Here is an 18,577-nt window from a genome sequence, read left to right as displayed (position 1 = left end):
GGAAAGAAAGTTTGGATGGTTCAGAGAAGACGCAGGGTCAGAACGCCTTACCGGGCTGGACCCCCAGCGCCTTGAAAAATATCGCCGCCGGACAGAACCCGGTAAAGGCCGATTGGATCTGGTTCACACCGACGAACACCGTCAACCAGATGAAATGGGGCGAGACCCAAAGGGTCAGTGCCAGGGACAAAAGGACCATGCAGCCTGCGAAGGCCATAACCACGCGATCAAGTGTCATTTGCATTCTCCATGCCCATACGGTCGCCTGGCAACCTGGGGCGTTGTGGGTTGACGCCGCGCCGCTACGGACGGTCGAACAGAGGTTAGCCGACGCAAAAGGGAGCGTTGTTGATTTGGGTCAATGTCACGCAGGTCGCTCTTTCGGCGGTATCGGGGCGTTGTCATTGGGCGTGTATGATGGGGATTTCCGCTAAGCCGCCGATTTCTGAGAAGGTGGTCGAAAAACTGCACGTCCCGTCGCCCTGCAGTGCATGTTTGCATACACGAGAGGGAAGATCGGCCAGCTGATCGTGGAGCGCGATTTTTTTGGCCGATGCCTCCGGTCTCATCCTCGGAACTGGAGGCAAGAAGCGGTGAAGCATGATCAACCTGATATGAGCGTGCGCTGCCAATGTGTGTTGCTCTCCCTGTCGCGCTCGGCGGTTTACTATCAGCCACGCGGCGAAAGCGCCGAGAACCTGCGTTTCATGGAAATCACCCACTGCCCGGTAGTGGTTTACCCGCAAACCATTAGAGGGATGGGTTGGTACAGTCGAGTTGGCGGCTGTCGAACGCGATGGAGGCGGGGTTCTGCGTCTAGGCAGTGAAAGAAGCCTTGGCCCAAAACGGTCCGCCGGAGATCTTCAATACTGATCAAGGATCGCAATTCACCAGCACAGATTTCACCGAAGTGCTGCTCGACGCCAAAGTGAAGATTTCCATGGATGGACGTGGCCGCTGGATCGCCAGCCGAATGATCGAAAGGCTCTGGCGGTCACTGAAATACGAGTGCGCCTACCTGAATGCCTCCGAGACGGGCTCAGAGTCGAGGGGCGGGATCGGCGTCTGGATCACCCACTACAGTGAAAAACGCCCGCACTCATCGCATGGCCTGCTGACCCCGGCAGATGCCTTTGATCCTCAAGATCCGAAACCGAAAGCTGCCGCATCAAATGAAACCGATCCTATAGATTATTGCGGCACAAAGCTCGGCCGAAAACCTCGACCACCTCTTTGCTCACAGCACCCGACCTTTCAGGGGAACACTAATGCTCCAGGACGATCCGCACCGCGCGGGCGCGGATCTCTGGTGAATAACGCTTCGCCATCTTGCTCTTTTCCGTGGCTCCCAGCCTTCTATGGTTTAAAGCTCCCGGAAACTTGGCGTAGTTCACACCTTCTGAACCAGCTGACAAAGCCATGACATGGGCGCTAACGCAGAACTGCTTGCAGCCAATCCGTCATGCACTTCAACTGCGTTTCGGCAACGTCACAGTATTCCATTGACCGTAGGTATCCGTGGATCAGCCCCGTGCCGGGATCGTCCGTCACGCTGACACCCGCTGCTTTCAGTGCTTCGGAATAGGCAAGGCCACTGTCGCGCAGTGGGTCATTTTGTGCTACGGCGACAAACGCCGTCGGCAGCCCCTCGTGGGTTTCCGCAACCAGCGGCGCAATATAGGGATCCGTCTGCAACTGCACCTCGTCCGCGCAATAAAACGCATTGGTCCGGGCCATACCGGCAACCTTCAGCAGCGGGCCTTCGGCGTTTTCAACATAGGACGGGCGCGTCCTGTCAAAGTCGCAAGCCGGATAAATCAGAAGCTGCGCCTTAAGTGCCAGCCCTTCCTCACGGGCCTTCAACGCGACCGCCGCGGCAAGATTGCCGCCAGCACTGTCCCCGCCAATGGCAAGCCGTGCCGGGTCGATCCCCAAGTCTTTTGCCTTGTCCTTCGCCCAGCGCAGAACGGCACAGCACTGCAGAAAGGCCGCCGGATAGGGATGCTCGGGCGCCAGCGCATAATCGACCGAGATCACGGTCATTTTCGCCCAGGCTGCGATCCGCGCGGTGATGTCCCAGTGCGTCTCGGGAGAGCCCTGCATCCAGCCGCCGCCATGCATGTAGATCAGTGCAGGCTGCGCGCCACCACTGTTGTGGCGAAACAGCCGGACGCGAACCGGGCCGCCATCAGAATCGATCCAGTGCTCTTCGTCCGTATTGACGCCTTCCGGCGTGGGCAGACGCATCTCGCTGGCGATGGTCTCGAACAGGGCGCGACGCTCGGCGGCATCGGCCTCGGGCGGAACGGTAGCCCATTTTGCATCCCAGACTTCGAGAAAGCGGAAAATATCGGGGTTGATCATACGGGCATACTCCTGCGCGCGGTTAAGTCCCCGTTTCGGCCATCACCCCAGACTGCATCACGAAACGCAGGAGTGTGTCGCGGACGTACTGGCTCAGCATTCGTTGGCCAGGCTCGCCGAACAGATCCTCGCCAACGATGCGGCTGAAGGTCGCCCGATTGGAGACGTTGAAAAAGTGTGCGTGTCGAAACGCGCCAGCCTAATTCCAGAGAGATCAGGTCGTGCCAAACCGCTTCGCCCCGTTCGGTCGTGTCCGTTTGGCCCATCTGATCCCCCTTGCAGTGCATTCAGGGCTGACCGCGAAACCGTCGCAGCAGCCTCTGTTGACTTCGCACGCGCAGCAATTGAACTGCCGCGAACATTATGTTGACATATTTAAATGCAGCGAACAATATGTACTTAAGACAGCCGGGGAGGGATGTTTGACAGCTTCATGGAATCAGGCGTTCGCACCAAAGTGCACGACCCAGGGCGCAGTTCTCGTCGGCCTGCTTGGCACCGGTGTCAGTGCATCACGCACGCCACGGATGCACATGGCCGAAGGTGCCGCTCAGGGTGTGCCGTTCGAATATCGCCTTATCGATGCCGATACCGCCGCGACCACGCCGGACATCCCCGAAGTTCTGAGTCGTCTGGAAGATGCCGGTTTTGACGGGATCAACGTTACCTTTCCGTTCAAGCAGGCTGTGATGCCTTATCTCAGCTCCCTGTCTGACGGGGCGCAGTCGGTCGGCGCAGTAAACACCGTGCTGTTTCGCGACGGCGCGCGGCGGGGCGACAACACCGATCTCTGGGGTTTTCGCGAGAGTATGCGCCGCGGACTGCCGTCGGTGCGTCGTGACACAGTCCTTCTGCTGGGGGCTGGCGGTGCGGGTGGCGCAGTGGCGCAGGCATTGATCGATGAGGGCGCAGGGCGTGTTCTGGTCCAAGACACCGACCGCGCAAAAGCGGAGAACCTGGTGGAACGTCTTGGAGCAGGACGCGGCGTTGTGGTCACCGATCTGGCCGCCGCTGCGGCATCAGCGGACGGGGTTGTAAACGCAACACCGGTCGGGATGGACAAACTGCCCGGTCTGCCCCTGCCCGAAGCCTTGATCGAACGGCGTCACTGGATCGCCGACATCGTCTATTTTCCGTTGGAAACGGCACTTTTGGCATTGGCACGCCGCCGCGGCTGCGCGGTGCTGCCCGGGTCGGGCATGGCGCTGTATCAAGCAGTGCGCGCGTTTGAGCTTTTTACGGGACGTCGACCAGATCCGGAACGGATGTGGTCGGCTTTTACGGCCGTCGGCTAAACCGGCAAATCATCGCGATCTCAGGGAGGAGACCATGCGAAAACTCAACCACCTGAAGGGTGCCGCCGCAGCGCTTGCACTCGGGCTGTCCTCTGTCGCCGCCATGGCGCAGGACGTAGTAGAACTGACCTATTCCGACACGGTACAAGAGACAGACCGCCGCAGCACTATCCTGCGCGAAACCTTCGCCACCTGTCTGGGGGACCAGTTCAAATTCACGCCCTATTTCGGTGCCACCCTTTTCAAGCAGGGCACCGAACTGACAGCGATGCAGCGCGGCAACCTCGATATGGCGGCGCTTGCGATCTACGACTTCAACAATCAGGTGCCCGAAACCTCGATCCTCGGCACCGCATATCTGTTCCGCGACTATGACCACCTGCGCAAGACCTACGATTCAGAAGAGCTGAAGCCCCTGATCGCCGCAATCGAGGAAAAGACCGGGATCAAGGTCCTGGCCTGGCCCTACATCGGCACCCGCCACGTCAACATCCGTGGCGACAAGAAGGTAATGACCCCCGCCGATCTGGCCGGTATCAAACTTCGCATGCCCGGCGGCGAAGGCTGGCAGTTCGTTGGCGAAGCTTTGGGTGCCAACCCCACACCGCTTGCCTTTACCGAAGTCTATACAGCGCTTCAGACGGGCGCGATCGATGGTCAGGACAACCCGCTGCCGGCCGACAAGCAGATGAAGTTCTACGAAGTGACCGACCAGATCATCCTGACCGGGCATCTTCTGGCCGCAAACGTGTTTTCAATGGCAAAATCCAAGTGGGACAGCCTGACTCCTGATCAGCAGGCCAAGCTTCAGGTCTGCTCCAAGGAGTTCGAGACAGCGCTGAGCAATGACACGATCCGTCAGGAATCCGAACTGGTGGACTTCTTCAAGAACGAAGGTCTCGACGTCTACGAACCCGACAAGGCGGCATTCCGCACCCATGTGCTCGAATACTTCCGCAACTCCACTTACTCGAATGACTGGCCAGAAGGGCTGATCGAAAAGATCAACGGCCTTTGAGCCAAAGTGGTGCCCGTTCGCTTGGATCGGGCGCCACAGTCATAACACATGAGAGGAAAATGGAATGATCATTCAACCCACACGGTCAGCCCGGACGCTGGCATCGGCCATCGGCCTCGCCGCCGGACTGGCGGCCGGTGCCGCTCTTGCCCAGGAAGCGCCGACGCTGATCTATTCGGATACGGTCCAGGAAAGCGATCCGCGCAGCGCCATTCTGGACAAAGGATTTGCAGGCTGCCTGAGCGACGCGTTCGACTTTCAGCCCTACCACGGAGCAACCTTGGTCAAGCAAGGCACCGAGCTGACGTCGATGCAGCGCGGCAACCTTGATATGGCCAGCCTCGCCGTCTTTGATTTTTACAATCAGGTGCCCGAAACCTCTATCCTCGGCACCGCCTACCTGTTCCGCGACATTGAACATATGCGCCGGGTCTATGACAGCGACGTCCTGGACGATCTGGTTGCCAAGATCGAGGATTCAACCGGAATCAAGGTTCTGGCCTGGCCCTATATCGGCACCCGCCATGTGAACATCCGCGGCGACAGGAAAGTGATGACACCCGCAGACCTGCAAGGCGTCAAGCTGAGGATGCCGGGCGGTGAAGGCTGGCAGTTTCTGGGCGAAGCACTGGGCGCGAACCCGACCCCGATGGCGTTCACCGAAGTTTATACTGCACTTCAGACCGGCGCGATTGACGGTCAGGACAACCCGCTACCTACAGACAAGTCGATGAAGTTCTACGAAGTCACGGACCAGATCGTCCTGACCGGGCACCGTATGTCCAACAACGTCTTCGTGGTGTCGATGTCCAAATGGGACAGCCTCTCATCAGACCAGCAGGAACGGCTTCAGACCTGCGCCGACGGATTCGAAAATGACATGGCGGACTATGTCCTCACGCAAGAAGCGGAACTGGTCAGCTTTTTCGAAGCGGAAGGCCTGAAGGTCTACGAACCCGACCTGACCGCATTCCGCGAACACGTTCTCGGGGTCTACAAGACGTCGAAATTCGCCGACGACTGGCCCGAAGGGCTGCTCGACAAGATAAACGCAAACTGAACCAGACGGCCCCGGCACCCCCGGGGCCGCATCATCGGGGAGTCATGATCATTCGTACGAGACCATTGTTTGGCTGGCTGCACCGGCGCGCCGAAAACCTGCTAGCGCTGATTCTTGGGGCGCTCTTTGCCAGCTTCCTGATCCAGATCGTTTTCCGCTATCTGCTGAACCTCCCTCTGGGCTGGACAGTCGAATTTGTCGCCATCGCCTGGCTCTGGGGCATCCTGTTCGGATATGCCTTCGTCGTCAGCGAACGCGACGTGATCCGGCTCGATATCCTTTACACCCTGCTGCCGCGCAACGCGCAAAGAACGCTCGATATCATCACGGGCCTGACCTGCGCGGCGATTTTCGTTTGGACGCTTCCGCAGATCTGGGACTACGTCACCTTCATGAAAATCGAAAAGACCGCCTACATGAAGATCCGCTTCGATTGGGTATTCTCAATCTACATCCCCTTCGCACTGGCTGTCATCCTGCGCTGCCTGATCACGGTCTGGCACGCGGTCCGCAATACCACGCCAGTCCCTGTATCCCACATCGTCACGGCGGAAACACACGACTATGACTGATCCCTTTTTTCTTTCGATCCTGTTGCTGGCCCTGCTGGCTATTGGCGGTTTGTCCATCGGCCTTGCGATGATCTGTGCCTCGTCGGTCTATCTGGCGCTAAAGGGGTTTGATTCCTCCATCGCCGCCGAGACCCTGCTTCAAGGCCTGTTCAACAGCTATACGCTGCTGGCGATTCCCCTGTTCATACTGGCCGCCGACATCATGAATGTCGGTTCGCTCGCTGACCGGCTTCTAAGGTTCGCCGAGGCACTGGTCGGCCGCTTCAAGGGCGGGCTTGGCCACGTCAACGTGGTCTCATCCCTGATCTTTTCCGGCATGTCCGGATCGGCCGTCGCCGATGCAGTGGGTATGGGCAAGATCATCATCGGAATGATGACCAAGGACGGGCGCTATTCAGCCTCTTATGCCGCCGCCATCACTGCGGCCTCCGCGACCATCGGGCCGATCATTCCACCGTCGATCCCCATGGTGCTTTACGCGCTCGTGTCGGATCAATCGGTGGGCTATCTGTTCGCCGCAGGAATGATGCCGGGTTTGCTGATGGGACTGGTCCTGATGGTCATGAACATGATCATCGCCCACACCCGCAATTTTCCCACCGATACCTCGGTCCCGCTGCGCGACATCCCGCGTGTGACCTTTCAGGCGATTCCCGCGCTACTGTTGCCGGTGATCCTGCTGGGCGGCATCTACGGCGGCATCATGACACCGACCGAGGCCGCCGCTGTCGCTGCCTTCTATGCGCTGTTCGTCTCGGTGACCTTCTATCGTTCGGTCAGCATCAAGCAATTTTACCAAACCCTGCTCGGCTCGGCCCGGTCGACCGCGACCATCGGCATTCTCATCGCCGGCGCCCTGACCTTTCAGTATGTCGTGACGCGCGAAAACGTTCCGGTGTCTCTTTCCAACTGGCTGGCCCATTTCGAACTGTCGCGCACCGGCTTTCTGATCGCGATCAACGTGCTGTTCCTGGCGCTTGGCTGCATTCTGGAATCCGGCGCGATCCTGTTGATCATAGTTCCGATCTTTATCCCGACGGCCCAAGCGCTTGGGATTGATCTGGTGCATTTCGGCGTGATCGTTGTGGTGAACGCGATGCTGGGTCTGATCACGCCACCCTACGGGTTGCTGTTGTTTATCGTGGCCTCAGTCACGAAAGAGCCGCTGACAAAGATCGTGCGCGAACTTGTGCCGTTCCTGATTGCCCTGTTCATCGCCCTCGGGATCATCACCTTTGTTCCGGACTTCGTACTCTGGCTGCCACGGCTTCTGGGATACAGGGGATGAAAAACCCTGTCATAGAGGTGGCACATCGCGCGGCTGCGCAATTGGGCGAAACCCCCTTGTGGGATGCGCGGGCGCAGCGGCTGCGCTGGATCGACATCGAAAAGCCGACTCTGTATTCGCTCGACCCCGAAACAGGTGCGACCGATGCGACCGAGCAGCCCGGCACCTATCTTGGCGGTATCGCATTGACGCGCTCTGGCGGGGTGCTGCTGGCACGGGATCTGACGTTGGTGACCGCCAGCGCCGATGGCACCAACGCGCGCGTGCTTGCCGTGACGCCGGATGAAACCCACCCGGATACACGCCTGAATGACGGCAGGGTAGACTGCCACGGCCAGCTCTGGATCGGCACGATGGACAACGAACTGCACCGCAGCATCGGCGGCCTTTACCGCGTGGATCCCGACGGGACCATGACGCGGCATTTCAGCGATGTTGTAGTGTCAAACGGTATCGCCTTTGCCCCCGACGGACGGCGGATGTGGTTCACCGACACCCGCCGTCACCTGACCTGGACGATCACTCTGGACGAAACTGGCGCGCCGACTAGCCGTGGACTCCTCTCGGATTTTACCGCGACCGCAGACCGCCCGGACGGCGCCTGTGTCGACGCCGACGGGTGCCTCTGGCAGGCGGTCTTCGCGGGCGGCCGGATCATCCGTTATGCGCCCGACGGACGTATTGACCGCGAAATAGCGCTGCCGGTGAGCAACCCGACCTGCCTCTGCTTTGGCGGGCCGGATCTGAAAACGCTGTTCGTCACCACCGCTACAAAATTCCTGCCCCCCGACGTACTGGCAGCCGAACCGCTGGCCGGTTCAGTCCTCGCCATCCAAGGGCTGGGGCAGGGGCTGCCGGAACACCTTTTCGACGCCTGAACTGAAGAAGCAAACCATGGGAGAGACAAAATGAAATCACTTCACACCATCGCACTGGCGGCCATTGCCGGGCTGGGGCTGACATTGTCGGCCGCAGCTCAGGACAAGACCCCGCTGATCTTCTCTGACGTGAACCAGCCTGATGTGCCCCGCTCACAGGCCGTGGTCGACATCTTTGCCAAGGAAATCGGCGGTGATTTCGATTTCCAGCCTTATTTTGGCGCCACTCTGATGAAGCAGGGCACCGAACTGATCGGCATCCAGCGCGGTAACATCCAGATGGCGGGCCTGCCGCCATCCGACCTTGCACAACAGGCGCCGGAATTCGATATCCTTGGCGCAGCTTATGTGGTGCGTGACCAGAAGCACCTGAAGTCGATCTTCGCATCGCCGGTCGGCGATCATTTCCGCCAGATCGCCCATGATCAGCTGGGTGTCGTGATCCTGGGCACCTTCTACTATGGAACGCGTCAGGTGAACCTGAAGGGTGACAAAGAGATCAAGACACCGGCGGACATGGCAGGCGTCAAGCTGCGCATGCCCGGCGGCGAAAGCTGGCAGTTCCTTGGCAAGGCTCTGGGCGCGAATCCGGTGCCGATCGCCTACTCCGAACTGTATACCGCGCTTCAAACCGGCGTCGTGGATGGTCAGGACAACCCCCTGCCCAACGACAAGGCGATGAAGTTCTATGAAGTCACTGACCAGATTGTAATGACCTCGCACAACGTCGGCTTCGGGATGCTGCTGATCTCGGCCAAGGTCTGGGACGCGATGACCCCGGAACAGCAAACGACCATGCAAGCCGCCGCCGACAAGGCGACCGCCTGGTCAGACGAACAGTACCTGGAGCAGGAACATGACCTTGTTGAATTCTTCAAGGGCGAAGGACTGAAGGTCTATGAACCCGATCTGAAAGCGTTTCAGGACCACGCCCAAAAGCTCTATCTCGACTCGCCTCTGTCGGCTTCGTGGCCACAAGGTATGCTGGAAGAGATCAACAAGCTCTAAAGGCCCCATCAGCGGCCGACTGGTCGGCTGAAGCACGCCTGGCGCATCAGGGAGGACCAGCGATGTGGCCAGCAAACTGTGTGGACAAGGTCTGTGACCAGGCCAGCCACTGGGTATCCTGAAGGCCGATTTTTCGCTCGGCATCGCTTCGGCCACAATGGTCGGGGCGAAGCCGAGTCCTCCAAAGTCGCCAGTGCAACAGGCGGCCCATCCCGCATCGTAGCCTTCCCCGGAAGGCAGACCGCCTGCTGGCATTGCGTCCAGCAGGCGGTTTCAGATCGTACCTGCTACTAATAGTGTGGTGGGCAGCGCTCCTTCAATCTCAGGAGCCAAGTTCAGCATAAGACAAGCCGCTTCGTTCAAATTATCACCGACCGTCCCGCAGTGGCTGCTAATTATGGCGGGTTCTGTTGAACACTCGCTATTCGCGGCACAGCAATGAAGCCGGGTGTTCCGCATTCGGGTATGTTTTTCGGCATTCTGCCGGTCAGGACAGCGCTTGCAGCAACACGTTCTCCAAAGGTTTTGAGACGGCGCATTCTGGCTTCGATCCAGCGCCGAGCATGGTATCCGGTCCTCTGCTTCCGGAACGTCCCGTCATAGTGTCGTGTGTATCTAAACCAAGGCGGTGGCGATTCAGAGGGGCGTGCCCCCGGAACATCGCTTCGGCGCCAAATTGGGTATATTTTGTCCAGCCGCCTTGAAGAGATTACATCCAGCCTCACGATAAGGCCGAAATGCACTCATTTTTGCTGATATCAAGTCGGTTACGATGCGCGCTTGGTGGCAGTAAGCAGGCTATTCCGCCCAAAAATGGTGGTCATGCAGCGCGCTCTAGAACGGTCGGGCCCCGCAGTCAGCGCAGAGGGATCAGATGATATGCCACGCACCTGTCGCCAAAGCCCAAGCGACGATAAGTCCGTTGGCCATGGCATGGGCGGAAATCGCATCGGTCAGGTTGTCAGACCGCCAGACCAGCGCCCCGAATGCAACGCCCGAAAGGCCGGCCGCCAGCCACCTGTCATGCAGCAGGGCAAACAGGACCGCGCCCAGAACGATTGCCACGATCATCGGAACCACCTGCCGTGACGGCGCGAGGCGGTCGATCAGGTAGCCGCGAAACAGCGCCTCTTCTATCAGGGGCACCAGAAGCGTCGTGCCGATGACGCGGGCGCCGATCCACAGCGCGGTCATCCCGATTCCCATCCCGGCAAAGGGGGCGGACTGTCCCTCTGCTGCCGGCGGGGACGATGCGATCCAGGCCAGCCCGACCGCCGCGCCGGTCAGCAGCGATACCGGGTCCAGCCGCCATGGCAGGGCCCGGAACCACGGCCAGACCAGCGCCAGCGCCGCCCCCACCGCCCCTGCGCGCAGGGGATAGACTCGGGCCGGATCGGCGACAAAGGTTGACGCCAGAAGCGCGCTGGCCATGAAGACGATAAAGGGCAGGATCTGCGCCGTCACAGGATCGCTTAGAAACGAGGGCAGGGGGTGCGTCTGTCGCGGCTTTGCGGCAAAGGCCGGAGTGGTGCGCGATACGGCGATCAGGCCGATGGACAGCAGCGTAAACGCGAGCCAGCCCGCATGGGAATGAAATCCGCCGATGGCCAGTTCCGGTGCGCCTTCGATCCCGATGACGATCAGGGCGGTGATGCGCAGGACGTTGAACACCCAGCTTGCCAGAAGCCCGATGGGAAACAGCAGCAGTGCGTGGGGAAACCGCAGATCACGGCGGAACAGCGCCACATAGAGTGTGAGGAAAACTGTGATCAGCGCAAAGCCCTCGACACCCGAACATTGCGGACCGACCCGCACAAAGAAATTACCGGCGCCTATCGCCTTTTCCGCGATGTCGGTTGATGGCGCATAGCCCAACGCCTCAAGGCTGAGGCGGACGGCGGCAAAGGTGATGTCCGTGACCGCCGGAATGCTCCACAGCGGCATCAGGCCAGCGCCGATTTCCGGCAACAGCGCGCCCACGACGAACAGCGCCACAAGCAGGCTGCCCTGTCCCGCCAGAGTATTCCTCCAGGCCTGCGCGGGGGCGATCATCCGCAGCACGCCGGTGGCGGCGATTGCCAGCCCCACAAGCCACAGGAGAGCGCCAAAAGCGATAACCGCCGCGCCGCTGGCATCCGTCAGCAGGGCCCAGGGCGCCAGGATAAATGCAAACCCGGCGAGGTTCACCCACAGCCCCCGGCGCAGATCGGGCGCGCCCCACAGGCCGGAAATCCGCCCCCGGCGCGCCACGGCAAACAGCGACAGCGCAGCAAGGATACCCACAGCGCGCGGCACAGCCCGCCCCAGCGCGGCGCAGAGCATGACCGGAAGGCTGTCGCGGCAGGTAAAGACAAAGTCATGCTGGTAAAGCAGGCTGAGCAGGAGGAGTTCCACGCCGACCAGCCCGCCGATTGCGACAAGGGCAAACCGCTTGCGGGGGGCGGACGGGTGGGTGCTGGAAACGGCCATATGCGAAAACTCTAGCTCAACTCGGTACCTGAAACAAAGAGAGGCCCCATCCGATCCCGGACAGGGCCGTCCCAATCATGTCATACCGGGCGCATCAGGCACCCGGATATCGTCTTTTCAGACGGCGCGGCGGCGGCGCTCCCACGCCAGCAGAACGACGGCTGCCAGAACGGCCAGACCAGCGGTGCCCTCAAGTGCCGAAATCTCGGGAACGGCCGTGGTTGCGGCACAGGCAATCTGTGTGCCAAAAATGTCGTAGCAGGCACCAGCCATTGCAGAGCTTGCGGAAAGGACGAATGCTGCTGCGGACACGTAAAGTTTGGTCATTTTTTAAACCTTTGTTTTATAACCTGTTTCAGGTCATGGATCATTATTTTTACAAGGATTCACACGACCGGAGATGTCCAGCCGCGGTATTCTGGTCACCTATTAGCAAAGGCAATCATACGCATCGAACGCGAGGCCGATGATGAAGGGCTGTACATTTTCCACCGTCGACGGCGACGGATCGATGATCAGACCGACCTGGCCTTCGGTTCCGAACTGGAAGCCTTCGCCGTGGGCCAGAGCCTGGTTGACGATATAGTCGGTATCGGCCAGCTGTCCGAAGGACGGCGTCGCGCCAAAAGCCGCGTCCGAGTTGAAGTTGTCGGTAAGTTCCCAGATCGCGAACTGAACTTCCCAGCCTGAGAAGCCCCCGTTGACCGACTCCGCACCGTTGTTTTCAAAGTTCTGGGCGATCACCCAGCTAACCAGATCAAGGTTGTCCTCGGCCGCTTGACCGTTGGCTGCGCTGGTCTGACCGGGCGAGAAGACGTCGATCGCTTCGGCGCTCTGCACCCCGTAGAAGGCACCGGGGTTTTCCGGAGTGGTCTCGAAACTTCCGCTGGTATTCGCGGCGGTCGCAAAGTCCAGGCAATAAGCCTGTTCATAGACCATACCGTCAAAGCGGTCATCGCCGGTGCCCACGATCCGGATGTCAAAGCCGAAATCGCCCAGCGGGTTCAGATCCGCAGCATACGCAATTTCATAGGTTCCGGTCGTCGGGAAGCTTGCCACAAGCGATGCATAGCTGTTGGCATCTCCACAGAAGGTCACGTCCAGATCTGCCGTCGCCAAACCGCCCAGACCGTCCGAAACGGTATACGCGATCGTGTGCGTCGCCTGTTCGCCGATGTCCAGCGCCGCATAGGCCGCAGCACCGTCAACGACCAGTTTGCCGTCAATCAGGCTGACGAATACGCCGTCCACGTCGACGGTGGCGCCTTCGGTGATCGCGATGCCGCCGACCGCCGTGATGGTCAGCGCCTGCTCATCAGTGTCGTTGGCCAGCACATCCACTGTCACGGCTTCATCCGAACATGTCATGGCGGTGTCGCCCAACGCCTCGGGGTTTTCGCTGACAATGCCCGCGTCCCAGGTCAGATCGATCTGACCCGCAGCAAGCGTGATGACAGAGGTCTTGCCAGTCGTCTGGTCGGCGTCGCTGTCAGCGGCGTCGTCACCTGCGTTTGCCGTGGTGAAATCGAAGGCGTCGACTTCGGCAAAGCCCACGACATAGTCGCCGGCCGCAAGCTGGTCGAAAAGATAGGTGCCGTCGGCTGCGGTTGTCGTGCTGGCCGTGATGTCATCGGCAGTGCCGAACACCCCGTCAGCGCCCGCACCGGTCAGTGTCACAGCGACGCCGACAACACCGGCTTCTCCGTCATTCTGGATGCCGTCGCGGTTATCATCGTAAAACACCCTGTCGCCAAGCGCGCCCAGAACCGGCTCGGGCTTGTCACAGACGCCCAGATCGATGGTGCTGTTGCTGCCTGCGGTCACGACGACCGTGCCCGAAACGCCATCGCCGTTCACGTCGCTGTCGATGCCGTCCTGGCTGTTGCCGTCAACATCCTGAATGGTGAATTCGGTTCCGTCGGGTGCAACGCCCATGATGGTGTATTCGCCAACCGGCACCGATTCAAAGCTGTAGGCCCCGTTCGCATCGGTCAGGGTCGTGGCAATGACAACGCCAGCCGCATCAAGCAGCTTGATCGTGACGCCTGCCTTGACGGGTTCGGACACTGTGGTGACCATATCGGCGCCGACAAAGTCGAGCTTGTCGATCCGCACGTACTCACCGCAGTTGCCATCGACGGCAAGCATGATCTGGTCGCCGGTGTTCAGCGCCACATTCGCGATGACATAGGTCGAGAAGCCGCCGTTATTGCCGCCCGATCCGTCGTTGTCGCCGTCGAGTTTGATGGCTTCGACAAGCTGGCCGTTCACTTTGACATAGATCTTGGACTGGCCGTCATTTTCGTCCTGAACGGCAATCTTGATGTCGTAGGTGCCGTTTTCGCCCGCGAAATTCGTTTTGAGCGTGCCGTCGATGCTGTTCGAGGTCGACCGCAGCTTTACCAGCGACCCGCCCGAGGCCTGGCTGCCCGAAACCGTGTCGAAATTGCAGTCCTGCATGTCTTCGGCTTCGACTGTATAGGTCTTGCCGGGGACAGTTGTTGTCTCTTCGCTCAGGCCGTCGCAGTCGGTATCGCAGAACACCGTGCCGGAAATGGTCCCGGTCGCCGCCTTGAGGCCCGCATCGATGTTGCAGACGTTCTGGCCGCTTGAAACCGAAATGACGTCTGTCAGGCCATTGGCATTGGCATCGCTGTCTTCGCCGGACGCGCCGACATCTTTTTGCGAGAATTCATACCCGGACACACCGGGGAACTTGACCTGATACTGGCCCGGCGCCACGTCAAACGAATAGTTGCCGTAGCCATCGGTGACGGTGGTGGCAACAACTGCGCCAGTGCTGTCGATCAGTTCGACGGTCTTGCCTTCAACACCGGCATCCCAGCTGTTGGTTTCAGTGTTCCATTCAGTGTCGTTGCCATCGGCGTCAAAGGTCAGGCGACCCTTGATGGTCGCGGGTTCCGGCGTCTTGTCACCGCACCACTTTGTCCAGCTGTCGTGGGACCCGTAGCCAGAGCTTGTGTTGCAGTCATAATAGGGCTTGGTCGATGTCGAGACCGAATAGCTGCCACTGCAACTGGCACTGCCGTAGCTGGACCCACCGTATCCGGAACTGCCATAGCTCGAACCGGAAAATCCGTAAGAACCACCCCCACAGTAAGAACTATAGGAATTGTAAGAAGAATAAGAATTGTACGTCACTTTTGCACCCCGAAACCACACCACTTAAAAATACAAGGCCGCGCACCCAATGATCCGCGACCCCCGAAACTCCCCGCAGGCCGCCAGAATCACGTCGGCCACCTTCATTGCTCTTGTGTAATTTTTTATATCTAAAATGCAACACAATTTCGCCGCAATTTTGACGCAAAACGGCTTAAGTCTTTCCGCGCTGTTGATTTTGCTTGGTATTCCTCCCCGAAAGTAACGGGGTGCGGAAGTAGAATGTTCTCGGCAGGATAACTGAGGAGATTTTGAATGAAGATGACGAGATACAGCAACCCCCAGATCGGCTTTGTTGCACAAATCGGTTGCTGGGCGGGCTTCCCCTTTCCCCGGACAGGCTTATCACGGCCTCTGTGACGGGTATGCCAAGAGCGGTGTAACAACGGTTGAGGACGGCGATGCGGACCTGGATTTCCGCGACCTGGCGGTCGAAGTCCCGCGTCATGAGGCTTTGCCCCAGCAGTTTCACACAGGGCACCTTGGTTTCGACGCGGCTCCGACGGTGGTATACGCTTAATCGTTGCCAGAGCGCTCGGCCGAGGTATCGCGATGCGTTGACCGCCTCGTTTCGGGCCATGGCTCCGGCGCTTGTAGGTTTCCACGGCTTGGCGTTCTTGCGCGGTGGAATTACCGCATGGGCATTGCGGGCGGCAATCGCGTCGTGGCATTTGCGCGTGTCATACGCGCCGTCGGCGGTCACTGATCCGATGTTCTGATCAAGTGGGATCTGACCGAGCAATTCCGGCAGCATCGGCGCATCACCAACATTGGTGGTGGTGACCCCGACAGCCCGAACCTCCAGCGTTTCTTCGTCGATACCTATGTGCATCTTACGCCAAATCCGGCGTTTGGAGCCACCCTGCTTACGGGCGGTCCATTCCCCTGCGCCTTCGGCCTTAATGCCGGTGCTGTCCACTGCCCGGCAGGGTATCGCGCAGCAATGCCCGAGAGGGGATCAAGAGGTTTAGCGGGCCGGTTCCGCCACGATACTGCAGGCTCACATTCAGTGTTCTTTGACGGCGGCACAGGGTGCTGAAATCCGCAACAGCCCAGTCAAGCCCGACCAGCTGCAACAGGCTTTCCACGAAGCCTGTAGTTTGCCGCAATGGCAGGCCTAACAAGACCTTGAGTGTTAGGCAGGCCTGAATCGCGGCGTCACTGAATTGGCGTTGCCGACCACGTTTGCCGCCCGGTGGTGGCACCCAGACCATCTCAGGATCAAACCAGATCGGAAGTGAGCCGCGTTGCTTCAGCGCGGTGTTGTACGAAGGCCAGTTCCTGGTCTTGTACTTCGTAGGGGACCAACTGCTCATGCCCCTCACCTATCACGCTGGATCCACACAGTGAATCCCTGACCCGATTTGTGCAACACGGCCCTTCCAATTCATAGGCTCATTGAGGAGCACCAAGAGCGCTCCATCAAGCAGCACACCTGCTGGGCGGCAGTGCTGGAGCCGACATCGTCCATCAGATCTCTGGCGCTCTGAGCCGAGAGCTGGTGCTGTCTCGCCGAACAACCGGTTTGCTCAGCCAGTTGAAGGACATCCTTTTCCTGGAACACGTGGACAACCCTGAACGGGTGGAATCTGGCTTTTTCGCAGCCATCAATCCCGCTGATCCGGTCGTTGAAGATATCTGCCTGCTGGCGGACGGTCTGGCTCAATCGCCGCGCCCCCCGCCCGCGGTCACGTCCACGCTTGCAGGTAGTGCAGTTGACGCTAACGGCACACAAGGTCCTCATTGCCGCGCCAGTGCGCAAGAAATGGGAGAGCTGTAATGGGCGTGGAACTTTCTCACCGAGAATTTCTGTTGGCGTTGACTGCGGATGCAGTGATGCAAGCGCGCATTGCGCGCGACCAGCTCCATGATGTCATCATTCCGGCCTTGCCTCCGCAACGACGTGCGCTTGCCGAGGCAGTGAAACGCCACCTGAATGCGGATATGTTGCTCACTGAACCTTTTTGCGCGACTTGGAGATCCTGATCGATTTCATGCGCGTGGAAATCGAAAAGGGTATTCAGACAACGTGGAGCGCGGATGAGCACAATGTGCATGGCGGCCATCATGAGCGCTATTTCGAAATGCGCGCACATTCTCTTGCAGCTGCTGTCGGGCATCTTATCGGCCTGCACGAAGCCGCGACCGAAGTCATCGACTTTGCGAAAGCCGAGCGTCTGATTGAGGACTTTCTTAAATGATAATCCAGGACGGCGTTCACCATCAGCGCCGTCATCTTGAGGGTAGAGATGCCCGCGGACTGGCTTAGACAGCCACTCCCAAGCGTGCCGACACCTATTCCTTCTGCTGTTCAAACGGCGGCGCGCTTTTTGACAGAAATCAGCGGTGATACCGAAGAGAAAGCGGTTCTGGGGCGAACCCGGTTAGCGGGGCGGTGCAGTTGTCGAGGATGGCTTGGGTTTGTCAGGCTGTCGTCGAGAGAAGCATTTCGCAGCCAGTGTGTGTGGAGAATTCGCTTCTCGCTTTGATCTCCGTTCTCGCAGCTTCAGCGAGTAGATCCTGGTCGGTATGCCGAACCCGTAGTGTGGAGCAATTTGAGAGGTCAAAATGGCAAAACACCCCTATAATCATATAATGTTACTTTTAGGGGGTTGATTTTGGTGCCCAGGAGATGCGTTTTTGTGGTTGCGTTGCTAGAGTAAGTTGCTGTTTTTAAGTCGAAAATAAAGGCATCGTCTTTGGGTGTGTACCTATTTGTGTCACCTTTTTTTGTGTTGGGCAGGCTAGTGTCCGAGATGCTTCTGCAAGGAAGGCAGGAAGCAAAAGCCTCCCGCCACAACTGTTCACACAATTCTGTAGACTGACCTTTCTGATATTCCCAACTCGGTGGCGATCTGTCGTTTGCTCATGCCCTGCGATGCCAGCTCCTTTGCTTGTGGCTTCATACGTTGTGCCGTGGGACTGCGACCCTTGTAGCGTCCCTCTGCCTTGGCCTTGGCGATGCCTTCCCTCTGCCGTTCCAGCATCATCTCACGTTCGAACTGAGCGACGGACCCAAGGACGTTGAGCATCAGCTTTCCGGTTGCGTTGGTTGTGTCCAAGCCAAGATCAAGAATGCGAAGGCCGACACCCTTGGCCTCTAGCCGTTCAACGATGTCTCCTAGATGCCTGACTGAGCGTGCCAGCCTGTCTAACTTGGTGACAATGAACACATCGCCGTCCCGGCAGAACTCCAAAGCCTCTGAGAGCGCTGGGCGGTGGCCTACAGAGCTTGTCTGTTCCTTCGTAAGCGGCAGTCCATCACCCATGGCACTGTGGTTTTACTACTTGCCGAAGTTCCATGGCATGAGAGTGTCGATGTCAGTCTGCATGTGCTGATCGAGGATCTTTCGGAGTGTGGCGGCGACATAGGCTTCGGGGTTTACGGCGTTCAGGCGACATGTGCCTATCAGCGAGGCGACACGCGCCCATGTCGCGGCGC

17 protein-coding genes and 3 pseudogenes are annotated in these 18,577 nt (G+C 59.1%); 10 read left to right on the top strand and 10 right to left on the bottom strand.

The window, feature by feature from the left end; translation table 11 throughout:
• Positions 1 to 37 precede the first annotated feature (37 nt).
• Entirely contained in the window at positions 38 to 238 is a 201-nt protein-coding gene (locus CHB75_RS19405) for a YgaP family membrane protein (protein WP_089273564.1), read from the bottom strand.
• 537 nt (positions 239 to 775) lie between these two features.
• On the opposite strand from CHB75_RS19405, the pseudogene CHB75_RS22555 reads away from it, so the two are divergent.
• Positions 776 to 1,135, top strand: a pseudogene (locus CHB75_RS22555) (transposase); the annotation flags it as partial.
• Positions 1,136 to 1,431: 296 nt separating this feature from the next.
• Here the strand turns inward: CHB75_RS22555 and CHB75_RS19395 are convergent.
• The gene (locus tag CHB75_RS19395) at positions 1,432 to 2,364 is read right to left on the bottom strand and encodes an alpha/beta hydrolase (RefSeq protein ID WP_089273560.1); all 933 of its coding nucleotides are present in this window, start codon (positions 2,362 to 2,364) and stop codon (positions 1,432 to 1,434) included.
• Between the two features lie 422 nt (positions 2,365 to 2,786).
• Between CHB75_RS19395 and CHB75_RS19390 the strand changes: the two genes are divergently transcribed.
• The 7 genes from CHB75_RS19390 to CHB75_RS19360 all read left to right on the top strand — a co-directional run bounded on the left by CHB75_RS19390 (position 2,787) and on the right by CHB75_RS19360 (position 9,483).
• Positions 2,787 to 3,659: a shikimate dehydrogenase gene (locus CHB75_RS19390; protein WP_089273587.1), complete on the top strand. Its 873-nt coding sequence runs from the start codon at positions 2,787 to 2,789 to the stop codon at positions 3,657 to 3,659.
• 34 nt (positions 3,660 to 3,693) lie between these two features.
• On the top strand, positions 3,694 to 4,677 hold the full coding sequence (gene dctP / locus CHB75_RS19385) for a TRAP transporter substrate-binding protein DctP (protein ID WP_089273558.1): 984 nt from the start codon (positions 3,694 to 3,696) through the stop codon (positions 4,675 to 4,677).
• A gap of 64 nt (positions 4,678 to 4,741) precedes the next feature.
• A complete protein-coding gene (gene dctP, locus CHB75_RS19380; protein ID WP_089273556.1) occupies positions 4,742 to 5,737 on the top strand; it encodes a TRAP transporter substrate-binding protein DctP in 996 nt (331 codons plus the stop codon).
• A 44-nt stretch (positions 5,738 to 5,781) separates the two neighbouring features.
• Positions 5,782 to 6,309, top strand: coding sequence for a TRAP transporter small permease (locus CHB75_RS19375; RefSeq protein ID WP_089273554.1), 528 nt, complete (start codon positions 5,782 to 5,784; stop codon positions 6,307 to 6,309).
• Positions 6,302 to 7,597, top strand: coding sequence for a TRAP transporter large permease (locus tag CHB75_RS19370; protein WP_089273552.1), 1,296 nt, complete (start codon positions 6,302 to 6,304; stop codon positions 7,595 to 7,597). The genes CHB75_RS19375 and CHB75_RS19370 overlap by 8 nt, the downstream gene beginning before the upstream one ends.
• Positions 7,594 to 8,475, top strand: a complete 882-nt coding sequence (locus tag CHB75_RS19365) for an SMP-30/gluconolactonase/LRE family protein (protein WP_089273550.1) — start codon at positions 7,594 to 7,596, stop codon at positions 8,473 to 8,475. The genes CHB75_RS19370 and CHB75_RS19365 overlap by 4 nt, the downstream gene beginning before the upstream one ends.
• 30 nt (positions 8,476 to 8,505) lie before the next feature.
• Positions 8,506 to 9,483, top strand: coding sequence for a sialic acid TRAP transporter substrate-binding protein SiaP (locus CHB75_RS19360; RefSeq protein WP_089273548.1), 978 nt, complete (start codon positions 8,506 to 8,508; stop codon positions 9,481 to 9,483).
• A gap of 456 nt (positions 9,484 to 9,939) precedes the next feature.
• On the opposite strand, the pseudogene CHB75_RS22195 reads toward CHB75_RS19360, so the two are convergent.
• The 6 genes and pseudogenes from CHB75_RS22195 to CHB75_RS19335 all read right to left on the bottom strand — a co-directional run.
• A pseudogene (locus tag CHB75_RS22195) lies at positions 9,940 to 10,061 on the bottom strand (IS5/IS1182 family transposase); the annotation flags it as partial.
• Between the two features lie 292 nt (positions 10,062 to 10,353).
• The gene (xrtE, locus tag CHB75_RS19355; protein ID WP_089273546.1) at positions 10,354 to 11,952 is read right to left on the bottom strand and encodes an exosortase E/protease, VPEID-CTERM system; all 1,599 of its coding nucleotides are present in this window, start codon (positions 11,950 to 11,952) and stop codon (positions 10,354 to 10,356) included.
• A gap of 117 nt (positions 11,953 to 12,069) precedes the next feature.
• Complete coding sequence (locus CHB75_RS19350; protein ID WP_089273544.1) at positions 12,070 to 12,279, bottom strand: hypothetical protein; 210 nt, start codon at positions 12,277 to 12,279, stop codon at positions 12,070 to 12,072.
• Between the two features lie 102 nt (positions 12,280 to 12,381).
• The gene (locus CHB75_RS19345; RefSeq protein ID WP_176439217.1) at positions 12,382 to 15,114 is read right to left on the bottom strand and encodes an SdrD B-like domain-containing protein; all 2,733 of its coding nucleotides are present in this window, start codon (positions 15,112 to 15,114) and stop codon (positions 12,382 to 12,384) included.
• A 367-nt stretch (positions 15,115 to 15,481) separates the two neighbouring features.
• Positions 15,482 to 16,451: pseudogene (locus CHB75_RS19340) on the bottom strand (IS5 family transposase); the annotation flags it as partial.
• A 71-nt stretch (positions 16,452 to 16,522) separates the two neighbouring features.
• Positions 16,523 to 16,801: a hypothetical protein gene (locus tag CHB75_RS19335; protein ID WP_141135154.1), complete on the bottom strand. Its 279-nt coding sequence runs from the start codon at positions 16,799 to 16,801 to the stop codon at positions 16,523 to 16,525.
• 113 nt (positions 16,802 to 16,914) lie between these two features.
• Between CHB75_RS19335 and CHB75_RS19330 the strand changes: the two genes are divergently transcribed.
• Together CHB75_RS19330 and CHB75_RS19325 are read left to right on the top strand one after the other, a co-directional pair.
• Positions 16,915 to 17,121: a hypothetical protein gene (locus CHB75_RS19330; RefSeq protein WP_089273538.1), complete on the top strand. Its 207-nt coding sequence runs from the start codon at positions 16,915 to 16,917 to the stop codon at positions 17,119 to 17,121.
• Positions 17,122 to 17,129: 8 nt separating this feature from the next.
• The gene (locus tag CHB75_RS19325) at positions 17,130 to 17,336 is read left to right on the top strand and encodes a hypothetical protein (RefSeq protein WP_141135153.1); all 207 of its coding nucleotides are present in this window, start codon (positions 17,130 to 17,132) and stop codon (positions 17,334 to 17,336) included.
• A 603-nt stretch (positions 17,337 to 17,939) separates the two neighbouring features.
• On the opposite strand, the gene CHB75_RS19320 is transcribed toward CHB75_RS19325, so the two are convergent.
• Together CHB75_RS19320 and CHB75_RS19315 are read right to left on the bottom strand one after the other, a co-directional pair.
• The gene (locus tag CHB75_RS19320) at positions 17,940 to 18,404 is read right to left on the bottom strand and encodes a recombinase family protein (RefSeq protein WP_089273534.1); all 465 of its coding nucleotides are present in this window, start codon (positions 18,402 to 18,404) and stop codon (positions 17,940 to 17,942) included.
• A gap of 15 nt (positions 18,405 to 18,419) precedes the next feature.
• A partial coding sequence (locus tag CHB75_RS19315) for a transposase domain-containing protein (RefSeq protein WP_141135057.1) occupies positions 18,420 to 18,577 on the bottom strand: 158 nt, incomplete at its 5' end.

It is taken from the genome of Puniceibacterium sediminis (assembly GCF_900188035.1).
Taxonomy (GTDB): domain Bacteria; phylum Pseudomonadota; class Alphaproteobacteria; order Rhodobacterales; family Rhodobacteraceae; genus Puniceibacterium; species Puniceibacterium sediminis.
The sequence above is the reverse complement of the archived record's forward strand: the minus strand, read 5'-3'. Positions and strand labels throughout refer to the sequence as shown.